A 14488-nucleotide genomic window follows, 5' to 3' on the forward strand; every position below is an offset into this window, starting at 1 on the left:
TAATAATAATTTTTAATAGTGAGACAATATTAACTTCAAGAATGTTAATCTCCAATTAAATTAGGAGCCGTTAGTCTAATTCTTTCTATTATTTCGGCTCGCCAGATGAAAACCTCTGGTTCTCTAGATTCAGTTAGCAAACAGGCTTCCCAGGAAAGCCAAGAGTTATCAAAATCACCTAAAATCCCCTGCACTTTTGCCAGCAAACAGTGAGTAGATGTTCTTTGGATATCTAATTCTTTCGCTTTCTCTAAATATTGCTTTGCCTCGCTATATTTCTTCTGCTCAAATTTTGCCCAACCTAAATTTTTATACAGAACTGCTTGCCATCTAGGATTTGTAGTTTTTTGTAGTCCTTCTTGGGCAAGAGAGATTGCTGTATTATAATCACCTTGTAGAATTTTTACTCTAGATAAATTATTGATAGCAATTATCGCTTGTCTATTAATTTTTATGGCTAACTGGTATTGTTGCTCCGCTAAATCATATTTCATTCGTTCATCGTAGTAAGTTCCCAATCCATAATGCCCTTCCCAATTATCAGAGGTTAACTTAAAAGCCTTTTCATAACTATCTATTACACACTGATAATCTTGTAATTGTTTACACACAACACCTAAATTATTATATGATTCTACATTTGTGTCATTATATTTAATTGCTAATTCATAGTATCTTTTAGCTAATTCTAGACTCTTCGTACTACGAAGTCCTTTTTCAAAATAAAATTTGGAAATTGTGTATCTGGCTTGAGGGTTAATTTTTATAGCTGAGTCAAAAAACTCTTGTGCGGTCTGAAAATTATTTGCTGCCTCAGCCTTCTCCCCTTGAGACAGTAAATATTTAGCTCTTAATGGTAATAATACTTTGAAAGTCACAAAGACTGTCAAAATCATAAATCCAATTGCTGCGCTAACTCTGAACGTTTTAGACCTCGTTAATCTATAAATTTTACTTTGCTGAGGAAGTAATTTTAATCGTTGCAGGATAACTTCAGTACTTTGCGGACGTTGCCCTGGTAAAGGAGCCGTCAACTCATCAATAAAATCACCAAAAGGTTTGTCAATTTGCGGTGCTTTGTTTCTCCATATTAATCTTCCTGTCTGTTTATCCGTAGGTAAATCGATTAGTTGAATTGCAGTAAGTAAATGGACAAAAGTACGACCCAAAGCATAAAAATCTGATTGCGGTACTGCCTGTCCATCAGTTTGTTCTGGTGGAGAGTAACGAGGTGTGCCAACAGATGTAATTTCATATTTTCCTCCTCTAGACGTGCTGTCTCCTCCACTTCCGCTTATTTTAGCTAAATAAGTACTAGTTACTCGCCGTGCTACACCAAAATCAACTAACGCTAATTGACCACTTGACTGGAGAATTATATTAGAAGGTTTAATATCTCTATGAAAAAAATTAGCACGGTGTACTGCGGCAAGAATTTCAACTAATTCTTTTAGCCATTCTAATGCTTGAGATTGCAAAATACGCCCATTAGATTCTATCCATTGCTCTAAATTCTGTCCCTCAATTTTATCCATAACCAAGCAATGTAAGGTTAAAGAAGTATTGACAGGAACAAAAGTGAAAAAGTCATCTAAGGTACTTTTGGGAATATTTGGATGATGGATTAGTCGTAAACTAAGAGATTCCCGCTCGATTAATTCAACCAGTTTCGGCGAGTTCAATTTCAGAACTTTCATAACTCGCTGCTTGCGGACGGGATTCCATTGAGTACCAGCGTCCTCCACTTCAAAAACTTCAGTATAGCTGAATGGATTTTCATTCAGCGGTCTTAATGGCTTAATCAAGCGGATGCGGTTATTAATTAGCAGCGAAGTACCACAAAAAAGACATTCTTCAATGTCTTTAGGATTTTGACGTTGCTCGCATAGGGGATTTATACAGTAACTCACATTCGCAGGAGGATAGCCAGATATAAACTACCTACCCCAAATCTAGTCTTTCTTCCCATCAACGATAATGTAAGTGAAGATTTAAAATTTTGAGTAGTCATTTTCGATAAATCAAGTATATTTTATAACTTCAAAATAAAGAATAACTAGGAAAGTTGTTAATATTTGTGTATCGATGGTAGTTTAACACCAGCATTTAAAGTAATCCATTTGATAACTGCTGCTGTGATCTAGTGACGGCAGTAGTTTTATTAACTACTTTTTCAAGATGTACGTAAATAATGATTCTACTCTATCTTTCGTCCCCTTTGCATAATTGGTGACTTGAGTTATTATTTGTTTGGAGCAAACAGCTATTAAGTAGATAAATCAAGTATCACTGAGTTATATTTGAAACTATTAATCGGCGGTTGCATTGAGAAAAAGCGTATGGGGTTGGTCACTCGCTCGAACAACAGAATGAGTATAACTATGGATTCTAATGCTGTCCAAATACTAAAATCACCAGTCTATTCTCCCCTTGCTTCAAACAAACAAGAGCTTTTAGGGCAAAAACACTCTTCTGTGACAGTAAGTTTTGATGAAACTTTAGTAATAGTCAATGATTTAGTGCTTGCCAAAAGAGGTAGATACTTATCTCAACCAGAGATACTTATTATGAGGGGAGCGTGGCATAACCGTGAGTTTGTAGAGATAGCAGAAAATTCAGCTTACAGTGTCAATTACTTACAACGAGGCGTAGCTACTCGTTTATGGGATATACTCACAAAAACAATTGGAAATGGCAAGCGAGTTACTAAAAAGAATGTACGGAATTTTTTAGAGCAACTTGCACAAGAGTATTATCCTCAATCTGCTTTTACTAGTGAAGAAAAAAGCTTCCCTGTCAAAAATTGGATACAAATTATAGGAAGTAAACCTCCTGACATCTCAAGTTTTTATGGACGCGCAGGAGAACTATCTTGTTTAAAAGAATTAATAATAAAGCAACGCTGCGTATCGTTAGTAGGGGTAGCAGGCATTGGTAAAACTGCATTAGCTGCAAAGCTAATACAAGAGATTAGTGTAGAATCAAAACCAAAATTTGATTGCATAATTTGGAAATCAGTTGCCCATGCACCATTGTTTCAAGACTTTATAGCCGAACTAATAGAGCTAATCCAACCTTTAGAGCTTAAGCTAGACTCACCTAAATTTACTCAAGCAATGGTTTCAGTACTGATCAAGCAGATGCAATCGTGCCGATGTCTTTTGGTATTGGATGAATCTGATTCCTTGTTTGAAACAACTAATTTAGAGCAACACTTAGAGTACAAACTATTTTTTCGCAGATTAATAGAGGAAATGGATCAAAGCTGCTTGCTCTTAACTAATCGAGTCTTTCCTGATGAATTTGAGGATCTTATAATAGCAGGACGTCCTATTCAATATCTAAAAATAAAAGGATTAGAGACTGATCCGGCAATGCAACTTCTTTTTGATCAAGGATTGGATGACGAAGAGAAATGCAACGAATTAATTAAAATTTACTACGGCAATCCTTTAGAGCTAAAGACGGTAGTTACCAGAATTCACCACTTTTTTGGCGGAAGTGTTCAAAAGTTTTTTGAAAATAGAACTACGCTTTTCAGTAGCCAATTTCAAGCAATGCTTGATAAAGCCTTTGGTTACTTACTAAGTAAAATTCAACAAGAAATTATGATTTATATAGCAGAAGAGTTAACTTTAAACTCAAGACCTGTTAAGTTTACTAGTTTATTAAATGGCTTGAATCAAAAAGAATCAATATCGTTATCAATATCAGATTTAATTACAGCATTAGAAGGATTGGAAAAGCAGTTTTTAATTGAAACTATTAAAGATTCTGCTTCTGAAGAAAGTAGTTTTACTCTTCAACCTATAGTCAAAAAATATATTAGGAAAAATATACCAGGACAGGTGCATACATCTAATGCTTCACCAGAATTAGCGCTCACATTTTAACAGAGGTAGCTATGATTGCAGGCAAACTAGAAATTACAATTAAAATCAATGAACTGCCACAATCTAAGGATATAGAGTGCGGTTGGCAGCATTTTGACTTAGACTGCGACAGACAAATCATTTCAGCCACAGTTAAAGTAAAGATTTGGAAGAAACTGACCGATGCTGCAAGTAATTATTCTCAATGGGTAGGAGCAATTGTAGGTAAACTTGGACAGCAGGCAGAACAGGGTTTCGTGTTAAAGAAATCCAATATACAAGTTTTCGAGCGCAAGCCCAAGGCAGAAACGACCTCTGCGTTAGGTGCTACTTCTTGAAAAAGCGATTACCCAATCAGGGTAAGCTGGAACAAACGCTGGTAAATATGGAGGAGTCAAACAAAAAAAATCAGAATCTCGCTAGATACGGAAAGACCATAAGTTGTGTAAAATCAAGCTGAATAGTTACGTAAAGAAGATAGAGGTGAAGAATTTACAACAATACCCGTATTTAACGCACAAAGCGCCACTAGGGAGTCGCGCTTTGTACGAATCTTAAATTTCATATAACCTCAGAGCGGGGTTGATCTCGAAGGAACAAAATAAGTGGTTGTTAAAGTTTGGCGACTAAGATTACCACAAAAATTGTCCGACTGAGTTAAATCCGCGCTGCTTTCCCTATTATACAGGGGTTGTCACTAAATCGTCGAATTTTTGGTGGCGGATTTTTGGCTGTTAAAATTCTTTAAGTAGTGAAATGTTAAATTTAGTTAAGAAAAAACTCCGAATTTTGTAGCTAAAAGATGTAGCAGCGCGAATAACAGTTATCAGTTACCAGTTATCAGTTGGAATTTACAGTCCTTGATAACTGTCAACTGTTGACTGTTAACTGATGCAGCCCCCTCTGAGCTTGTCAACCAAGTTATCAGGGGAAAATATCGTGATAAATAGAGAACGCTCCAAGAGCGCAGTAGTAGAGCGCATGGGGTCGAGTGCAGCTTTCGCACGGCAACTTTGTGCTGTAGCATCGGGCAATTTTAGGAGTATCCTGCCTAGTAGTCTACCAACTCAAAAATGCTGGGAGAGGATTGGGGAAAGGATAAAGGGAAAAGAGAAAGGGATAAAATACTTTTCCCCTTTATCCCTTTCTCTTTTCCTAGCCAAGTTCCCTTGGCTAACTACTAGAGCAACAGATTTGTTGCTGCTGATTTCAAGAGCGTTGCTTTTGGACATCGTGTTGGTGAGTGGGAAAAGTTTCAGCACCGATATTACTTTCAGATTAGACACATCTCTCTCCAAGGAATTCCAAGGGGAGAACCGATGAATTCAGCGACAATTGAATACCCAAACAACCTCACGGCTGCGGAGTACCATGAGTTGTTAGCTGGTAGCGCCATTCATCCGGCGTTGATTAAGCGCAACTTTTTCCATGTAGAGGGAGAATCAGTTTATGATTTCCTGTTCATATCTGATAAAATCCCACGCAAGAATGCAGGGCGAGTCACCGATGGATACTTAAAGCTGTATCAGCACCTATTACTGGGTGGGACGTGGATTCAGTCACTTGACCCATTCAAGAACTGGCAACCGATGGAGTGGGGAAGGATCAAGCCCAACTTTCCTCGCATTGATTGGCAAAAAGGGAAACCCGTCAAATACGAGTCGCCACCCAAAACTCCCAACCGTGTTACCTACTTCGATGTCGCTAACCCCATCTGGGACAAAGTTGCAAAGCGTTATTTAATTAAGCGCTATCATTCACTTTTAGCGCTGCGCCTGTTGGATAAACTCAATCCGCTAATATTTTGGGAGTGGATAAAGCAACACCCAGAGATTCCAATTATCTTATGCGAAGGCGAAAAAAAGGCTGCTTGCTTGCTAAGTCTGGGCTTTGTAGCGATCGCACTCCCAGGAATTTGGAACGGGCGCGTGGGCAAACAAGATTTTGATGAACGGTTGCATCCTGACTTAGTACCGATGGCTCAGGCGGGACGCAAGTTCATAATTCTTTTTGACTACGAAACTTCTTCTAAAACCAGGTGGTCGGTGTTTCAAGCCACTGTTCGCACTGCAAAAGCAATCGAATCGGCTGGTTGTGAATGTGAAGTTGCGCTGTTACCAGGCCCAGAAAAAGGCGTTGATGATTTTGTTGTGGCGCGGGGCGAAGATGCTAACGCTCTACTGACCGCAATTATAGATGATGCTAAATCACTTGCTGATTACAAGCGCTCGTATCGGGCTAAAAAATGGGGACTAAGCAAGTACCAGCCGGATGTCACTGTTAATGTCAAGTATCTCTCTGAGGCTTTGTGTATTCCTGAACTTGAAGAAAAATGCTTGAGAGTGCCTGAGCTTTATGATCTTGAAAAGGAACAACTTTTCACGCCATCTATAAAAGGACATCAAAGAAAGAAAGAGTCTATGAATTCTGGCGGAGTTGATTCATCCAAATCGAAGAAATCCCCTACCTTCAATTTCCCAAAATCAGGACTAGTCGTACTCTGGAGCGACATGGGTACTGGTAAAACCCAACTTATGCGCTGGTGGCGTGACCAAAACCCCGACGCGCGGTTCCTCAACAATGGGCATCGCGTAAATTTGCTGAAAAATCTTGCCGAACGCTTGCAGACGGCGATGTATTCAGACTTGGGTTACACAGGTTTAGCTCAGGCTCAAGCCCTTAGTATTACTATCGACAGCTTGCATAAGCTGAATACTCAGTCTCTCACCTACGGCTGCATATTTATAGATGAAGCTTGCCAATACCTCACCCACTTACTGCACAGTAATACTTGCAAACAGCACCGTGCCGCCATTTTGGAGGTACTGGAATATATAGTATACAATGCGCCACTGGTCGTCATCGCTGATGCACACATGGATGATTTAACGGTAAACTTCTTTCTTGCAATGCGACCAAAAGGTGAAGTCCCGTACATTATCAAAAACGAGTGGCGAAACGGTTCACGCACAATTTATTGGTACGAGGGGGATAATTCAAGCGCCCTAGTCGCCCAAATCTCGGCAGCGCTGATGCTTGGAGAAAAAGTTATGGTTGCAAGTGACAGTAAGCGTTTTATCAAAAAACTCGACAAATCCTTTACTATCAACTACGAAGAATCTAACTCCGAAAAATCACATACACAAAAAAAATGGCGTATCTGGTCTGTTCACTCTGACAATTCTGGCAGTGATGAGAATGTCGCTTTCATCAAAGATATCACCAACGCCGTCAAAAACTTTGATGCCTTGTTCACCTCTCCCAGTCTCGGTACTGGTGTCGATATTTCGGAGTATCATTTTGACTTAGTATTTGGCGTGTTTCACGGCGTTTCCCAAACCGCCACTGAATGCGCCCAGCAGTTGTACCGCTATCGCCAGAAAGTCCCGTTTCATATTTGGGTGGCCCCGCGTCCTCCCTTTGGCTACCAAGATACAAACGCATCCAAGATTAAAGAGCGCTTGCTCCAAACCAATGAAATGACCGCTTTTCTGTTGCGGATTGACCGTCAAACAGGCAAACGCGGAGCCGAGAAAGATTGGGCGCTTGAGGCTTACTGCCAAATTATGGCTAACCGCCACTATTCTCTCAATAATCTGCGTGATGATTTGCGATCGCTGCTCACCGAAATGGGCAATACATTTATATGTGTGGGCAGTGATGATGATGACCAAGCAAGAGAAAGTCTAAAAGCAGCGGCACAAGCTTTGGATTGTGCCCACAATTCTCATGTTGCCAAGGCTAAGAATATTACTTTGAGTGAGTACCGCGCCCGTCAGAGCAAAGATTACCTTGACCCTAATGAAATTTTTGAATGTGAAAAGTTTCGCATTTCTGATTCTTACGGCATCGAAGTAACCGAATCACTTGTAGAAATGGATAAAGGTGGTCGCTTAATTAGAGCTATCGCCGGACTTGAGGCAATTTTAGCAAAGCCCGAAGAATCAATTGTTGACCCCAAAACTGGGCAAAGTTATCCCACGCCACCAACAATTGTCACCCAAAAAGACCGCACCGAGCGCGACAATCTACCTTTGTGCATCGACTGGGGCAATTACTCGGCACGGTGGCTGGCTAGATTTAACCTGGGGCTGCATCAGATTCTCACTTCTTTAGTTGCAGGTGAGGAAGTTACCGCCTCGGATTCCACCTTACTCAAGATGAGGGAGATCGCTATACATTGTGCTGCTCACGTCAAAGCAATTCTTGGGTTTACTATTCCCAGTGACTGTAAGCCTATTTGGTTGCTAGCCACTTTAGTCGAGCAACTGGGGCTAAAGTTGACCTTCCGTAAGCAGGGTAAACGGGGTCAACAGGTAAAACTTTTCTCTTTATCTAAAGAGGAATTAGAATTTGCAATGCATGTAATTGCTCATCGCGTGGAAAAGCGTAATCAAAAAGAAAATCGAACCTATTATGCTGCTCAAACCCCTGCTGCGTATAGTGTAAACTCCAATCAGCAGCCCGTATCCACACCCCCCCTTGATGCTATAGGGAACTCCCATTGCCAAGGGGAGGATACTACCGATGAGAGCAGAGGGGCAGAGGATCTCTTGAGTAGAGGAGTTGAAGAGTTGAGAAACAAAGAAGAAATTTGTACAAGTTCTTTCCCCTCTGCCCCTCTGCCCCCCTGCCCCTCTGCTCTCTTCACTGATCGCATCACGCTGCTCCACTGCGTAGAAATACTTCGCTCTGGTATTAAGCAGGGGGTTGACGCGATTAAAGGCATTCTCAAGCGATGGCAGAGTGATTTGCGCTGGGAGACGGTACTGGAACTTGAAGCGATCGCGGCAAATGAACTGCGACTTGTGGAATCTCAAGTTCCTGAATTTTATGAATGGCTCTTGGAAGAAGTGTTGCCTATGGAGGGGGCTGGCTAGGGAAAAATCCCTTTGGCATTTGAAAGCAGTTTTTCTGCTTAGTTTCCAGTAGCAATCGATGCCACTGGTTCTTATTTGTGCTGCATTCTCACTGGTTCAAATCTTAGAGTTTGTGTAAATATCAAAGATCCATCAAGTTCAAAGCGCTACTGTCATTCGGTCTAGCCTTGAGATAGCGATCGGTGATGGCTAAATTGGCATGACCCAAAGTTTCTTTCACCAGCACTGGATTAGTCCCGCGCTCAATCGCGTGAGAACCGTGGGCATGACGTAACCAGTGAGCAGAAACCAGTTCGCTTAATCCAGCTTCTTGTGCAATTGCTTTGACAATCGGGTGCAAGTTTTGACGGTCTAAATGTCCCCCCTTTTGACTTGGAAACACTGCTTGATTGGAGTGAGCCGAAGCTTTGAACTCCATTAATTCCGTCCAGAGTTTCTGCTTGATGAGAATTGTGCGATTTTTGCTGCCCTTGGCTTTACGAACATACACCTGACCACTGTCGCCACGGGGTGTCAAATCTCCCCATGTTAACTCACAAATTTCACTTGCCCGTAACCCTGCCTGATAGAGGAGTTTGATAATTAACAAATTACGTAGGGCTGTGTACTGTCGCTTAGGAGTTTTCGCATCAGCTAAATGCTTAGAAGCTGCCCGTACCAACAATTTAATATCAGCTTCATCGAGATAGCGTTCGTTAATTACATCCGGCAGTTCACCGAGTTTTAGCGCCATACCCACATTAAAAGGGAGATATCCAATTTTATGAGCGAAACTAATCAAGCTTTTAGCTGCGGCAATATATATCCGCTTTGTACTTTGGGCATTGCCCCCAAAACAACTGGCGTATTCTACCAAATCTTCATAAGTCACTTTTTTGAGGGGCTTGTCCAAAAATTCCAGAAATCGCCTCGTGTACCGTCGGTAAGAGATGATAGATGACTCTGCTTTTCCTTCCAACCACAACCCAATCAACTTCGCCTCCGCCTGCGCTACTGGCAAGGAAGCGATCGCCTTTCTATGCGCTGTTATGTGGACTAGAGAGAGGGTCATTTTTATAACTCCCTTAAAAATCAGACACAAGCATGGTTTCGTCTGGTTTTATAGTGTCTGATTTTTATTGTCCTTTAAAATGGGCGTTTCAACTCACCCTCAAGCGAATGAAAATTTCTCAATTTTTGCGTATAGTACACCTTTAATACTGAGCAGCGTGACAAACACAATACTGTTATGCAATTGTTCAGCAGGGTATTTATTTTGAAAAACCTAAAAGTAGGTGAAAAAAATAAACTAAAAATGACTTTATAGTTAATAACTGATATAAGAGGTCAAAGAGCGTCCTCCAAAGTTTATTTACGTCGCAGTGTACTGCTTTTTAAGCGCTATCACGCCATAAAACTATAGAGTCATTTTTAGTTTATTTTTTGAGAGTGGTTTGATTGCTTTGTGTTTAAGACACTTTTTTTTCTAGAACCGCAAACGGGAGCTAGAGAAGTAGTTTCTCAAGAATTGCCAAGGCACTTACCAGTAATGAAATGCCCCGCCGCCGCTTACCAGACACGGGGCGAAAGCACAGCTAGCTACTTCTTTTCTCACTCTTGATTGAGAGCAACAACCGCAAGCTGGGTGAAATTGTTAAGTTGAATATTTCTAAATTGCAATCGTCGGGTGCAAAAAAGCGCTTTCCAACCGCTGCTGTAATCGCGTATATCGCAGTTGGCCGTCAGTAGAACGCAAAGCCTTGGATATCGCTTTTTTGGAACCAACGACAATCGCTAACTGGTTGGCACAAGTTAATGCTGTGTACAACTGTTTACGAGACAACATCATATAAGGCTGCGTATAAATTGGCAGAATTACTACCGGATATTCTGAAATCAGGCTTTGATGAATGGTGAAGCTCCAGGCGAGGGCAATTTGATTTAAGTCTGCTCTGGTTCTAACGACAGTATGCTTACCATACTGTACAGTAACTTCCATCTCTTCAAGATCAATGGCCTTGATAATTCCGAAGTCGCCATTAAAAATTTCGTGATTATAATCATTAGTCAGTTGAATGATCCGATCGCCTTCTCGTAATAAATTCCCGCCCCTGGTAATCTCTACTTTGTCGGGACTGGGCGGATTAATCAACTGCTGCAATACGGTATTGAGGTTACGAGTCCCAAGCAAACCCCGCGACATGGGGCAAAGCACTTGCACATCAGTAGCTCGATTGTAACCCAGGCGGGGAATCAAGTCTGTAATGATTTCGGATATTGCTTTAACACCATGTTTGGGGTGATGACCGCCGCCGTGCCACAGACACTCAGACACGGGATTATCGGAAATCGGTTCAATAGTGGGAAACTGGCTTCGGTTAATTTGGTGAGCAGCGGTGATAATTGCGCTCTGTTGGGCTTGCCTAAATACCTTGGTCAACCGCACCACCGGAACGTGACCAGAATTAATCAAGTCAGCAAGGAATTGACCAGGACCCACAGAAGGTAACTGGTCAATGTCACCCACTAGCAGTAGTTGGGAACCGTATTGTATTGCCTTTACCAAAGAAGATGCCAGAAACAAATCAAGCATACTAGCTTCTAGCGCGACAATTGCGGTATGGGGTAAAGGGTTTTGATTATCGCGTTTGAAGCCCATTGTCTTTGGGTCAAATTCCAACAAGCAGTGTATGGTCTTGGCTTCGAGTTGTGTGATTTCACTCAGGCGTTGAGCAGCGCGTCCAGTTGGCGCAGCTAAGGCGATAGATTTGCCCATTGCTTTCCACAGAGAGACTATGGTCTGGATGGTGAAAGTTTTACCGCAACCGGGGCTACCAGTAAGAATCATTACCTTTGAATATGCAGCCATTTCTACCGCTAGCCGTTGCTGTGGTGAAAGTTTGATTTTATGACTCTTGGTGAAGCGCTCAATCCAGGCGCGAACACGAGGCATATCTTGTGCAACTGGTTGGCAAAATCTAGATTGTATTAATTGAGCAAGGTTCTGTTCGGTGTGAAAGTAGGTTGGTAGATAACATAGTAGCGTTTGGTCTGAGCTTTTCTCGCGGATTAAGTCATCCTTGAGTGCCATGTCTTTGATAATATCAGCGAGGGCATCTTCTTCAGGTGTGTGATCTGGTGTAGTCAGCAGTTTGATAACATTCTCAATGAGTTTTGGCTGGGGTAAATAGCAATGCCCATCGGCAGCAGCTTCGTTCAAAACATGAATTAAACCAGCACGGTAACGGAACTGACTATCAGGCGCAACTCCTAAATTAAAGGCAATTTTATCAGTTCTCAGAAAACCAATACCGTAGATGTCAGCAGCTAACTGGTAGGGATTACTGGTGAGAGTAGCGAGTGCTTCATCCTTGTACTGCCTGTAAATTTTGACTGCATAAGTAGTAGAAACGCCATGACTGTGGAGAAATAGCATTAAATAGATGTAAGAGATGTAAGAAAATAAAATAAAAATAAGTTGATAGCTAAATAAAGATATTTTGAATTGAAGCAGAGACTTGATATTTGGGTTATGCCATCGGCGACGGCGACCCGGACGCGAACAATCCCACAAACTATCGAGTTTGCCCCAGTACCAGCGATGAATTGTGTCGCGTACAGTCTGTGGATGCCATTTTAAGTATTGTGCGATCTTTAGCACTGTCCATCCAGCGGCTGATAATCGTAGTACAGTGGCACGACTTTGAGTTCTTGGTGGTATACCTTTTGCTTGAGTGAGTGCTAGTAGGGCTTGATCTTCTATTGGTGACAGGTCAACTTTTAAAGGCGCTGGCATCTTGGTCAGGGGTAAAAATATTTACGACTAAAAGAGATTATCCCAATTTGATGTGCCATTTTACTTTAATGAATTCTATTTACGAACGCCAAGATGCTCCCTAATGGGCGAAGGAACTTTAGGTGATTGCGAGTTAGTTTATGATGTCGTAAATTACACAGTTAAAAATACAAGTTTAACATGGAATGAAATTCCTGTGCTGTATCATGATACTTGTCTAGGTAAACAAATACGTTGGTAATAGGTTTATTTAGCCTATTTACCTAGATGAGTATAATGCAGAAAGTTTTACTGCATAGCGATGCCTAAAATAGTTATAATTGCGTAAAATAAGGTACTTTAGATTACAGAAAACCAGTCATACAGAGGGCATAAGGGAAGGCACAGACATCGTTTGGCATGGTGGTCTGCAAATTCCCGCTCCTTTTAACACCCTCGATCTTGGCTCATATAAAGGATTAGTTTTTCAGAATCATAATTAAGTTTTTGCCGACCAATGGTCGGCAAATTGCGATTTTCATAGAGCGATCGGTTACGCCATCCCTTAGTATAAGCATGAAGTAATCAATGACTGCAAAAATTAAGTATAAAAAACTACAAAACTTTGCTAAATAACTGATGTGCGTGAGCAAAACTATTTACTGGCTGAACTAACTTAGAAACTTAGAAACGGCGATCGCTGTTGACTGCGCTGCTCACATCAAAAATTTTGGGTTTCACTGTTCCCTCTGACCCCAAACCGATTTGGCTGGTGGTGCTGCAATGGGAAGCGATCGCTGCGCTGGACTATGCTGGACTATTTAGATATCTGTGGCTGGTGGTGCTGGAATGGGAAGTAATTGCGGAGGTTGAATTGTGATCTCTCTAACAACTAGTGCCTGATTTTTACTACGATTGCGTTTTCTTCCATTCGTCGACTGTTAAGCAAGTTTTCCCAGTGGGTATTAATCCTGTGGTTGCTGACACACCGAAATTTTTCAGCGCATAATTTTCTACTTCTGCATCCTTAAAAGCCTGTTCCACTACCTTTTGCTTCTCTTCTTTTGACAAAACTTCAACTTTTACATTCTCTGGCGTAGGAGTAGTGCCTGTTTTCTTGAGCATGAAATTTTTCACATTGTACAAGCCTTCTTCTCGCGGCTTCCCTAAATTTAAGCACCCTCTTGATTTGACGAATAATCCTGTAGTCCAAAAATTTCTTACAAAGTCCTGTTTGTTAACAAATTGGACTCCATTCGCTCCCCACACATAGACAGGCTCGAAATATCCCTTAGTTGGAGGGATTTTGGTTTCGTTGCACCTTGTTCCGTTTTTGTACGGAGCGTTCCCGTCTCCGCATACCTTCCAAGTTATTCTATATAAGTTAGGTGTCTCTTCTACATATTGCCTTATTTGCTCCTGTACTTCCTTATCTTTTTGGCTTTGCTCATCATCAGTTGCCGCCGCATAAGCCTGTTTTAAGTCATTCTCTGCCTGAGCAACCAAGTCTCTTTCAGACTGGCAAGCTCCTAAGTATAGTCCTACACCTATTGAAACAAGTGCTGCAAATATTTTTCTTTTATTCATAAATACTCCAACAAATGATGCGTGAAAATTAATTTCCAATTTCCTTGCTTGACCAAATATCTACTTCTAACAAATGCTGAAGTACAAGCTGCAAGTATTATACATATTTGTTCTATACATGTAATCAAGTTTTAACAGTTTTTAGTTATGATGCAAAACATGGTGAGGTATCGAAGGGAAAGTTGAATTTATGGAGAGTAAGGATACTTAAACAAGTCGGAAGTCGGAAGTACAGTTTTGTAACGGGGATTTTAATTAGGCTCTTAACTTAAACCCCCAAACTTTGTTAAAGCTAATTGACGTTTTACATCATAAAAATAGTCAATAGTCAATCCCCCATATTTGGCACTTACTGAAGATGTTGCACAAAGATTTATACTAATTAATGATTAAGG

8 protein-coding genes are annotated in these 14488 nt (G+C 41.0%); 4 read left to right on the forward strand and 4 right to left on the reverse strand.

Translation table 11 applies throughout. The features are described 5' to 3' along the window. Positions 1-44: 44 nt before the first annotated feature. A complete protein-coding gene (locus RM347_RS24925) occupies positions 45-1910 on the reverse strand; it encodes a serine/threonine-protein kinase (protein WP_322716408.1) in 1866 nt (621 codons plus the stop codon). A gap of 471 nt (positions 1911-2381) precedes the next feature. Here RM347_RS24925 and RM347_RS24930 point away from each other — a divergent pair, with 471 nt between their 5' ends. The 3 genes from RM347_RS24930 (at position 2382) to RM347_RS24940 (ending at position 8752) form a co-directional block, all read left to right on the forward strand. Further along, entirely contained in the window at positions 2382-3893 is a 1512-nt protein-coding gene (locus RM347_RS24930; protein ID WP_322716409.1) for an ATP-binding protein, read from the forward strand. An 11-nt stretch (positions 3894-3904) separates the two neighbouring features. Then, positions 3905-4210 (forward strand): fertility inhibition FinO-like protein, encoded by a 306-nt coding sequence (locus tag RM347_RS24935; protein WP_292843337.1) that lies wholly within the window; start codon positions 3905-3907, stop codon positions 4208-4210. 981 nt (positions 4211-5191) lie between these two features. Beyond that, positions 5192-8752 carry a plasmid replication protein, CyRepA1 family gene (locus RM347_RS24940; protein ID WP_322716410.1) on the forward strand — a complete coding sequence of 1187 codons (3561 nt, stop codon included), beginning with the start codon at positions 5192-5194 and terminating at the stop codon, positions 8750-8752. 121 nt (positions 8753-8873) lie between these two features. Here the strand turns inward: RM347_RS24940 and RM347_RS24945 are convergent, their stop codons facing one another. Continuing rightward, entirely contained in the window at positions 8874-9803 is a 930-nt protein-coding gene (locus tag RM347_RS24945; protein WP_322716411.1) for a tyrosine-type recombinase/integrase, read from the reverse strand. Positions 9804-10400: 597 nt separating this feature from the next. Then, positions 10401-12527 carry an SF1B family DNA helicase RecD2 gene (gene recD2, locus RM347_RS24950; protein WP_322716412.1) on the reverse strand — a complete coding sequence of 709 codons (2127 nt, stop codon included), beginning with the start codon at positions 12525-12527 and terminating at the stop codon, positions 10401-10403. A 682-nt stretch (positions 12528-13209) separates the two neighbouring features. On the opposite strand from recD2, the gene RM347_RS24955 reads away from it, so the two are divergent. After that, positions 13210-13386 carry a hypothetical protein gene (locus RM347_RS24955; RefSeq protein WP_189525012.1) on the forward strand — a complete coding sequence of 59 codons (177 nt, stop codon included), beginning with the start codon at positions 13210-13212 and terminating at the stop codon, positions 13384-13386. Positions 13387-13415: 29 nt separating this feature from the next. Here RM347_RS24955 and RM347_RS24960 read toward each other — a convergent pair whose 3' ends face one another. Continuing rightward, complete coding sequence (locus tag RM347_RS24960) at positions 13416-14132, reverse strand: hypothetical protein (RefSeq protein ID WP_428850611.1); 717 nt, start codon at positions 14130-14132, stop codon at positions 13416-13418. Between the last annotated feature and the right edge of the window lie 356 nt (positions 14133-14488).

It is taken from the genome of Nostoc sp. ChiQUE02 (genome assembly GCF_034531305.2).
Taxonomy (GTDB): Bacteria; Cyanobacteriota; Cyanobacteriia; order Cyanobacteriales; family Nostocaceae; genus Nostoc.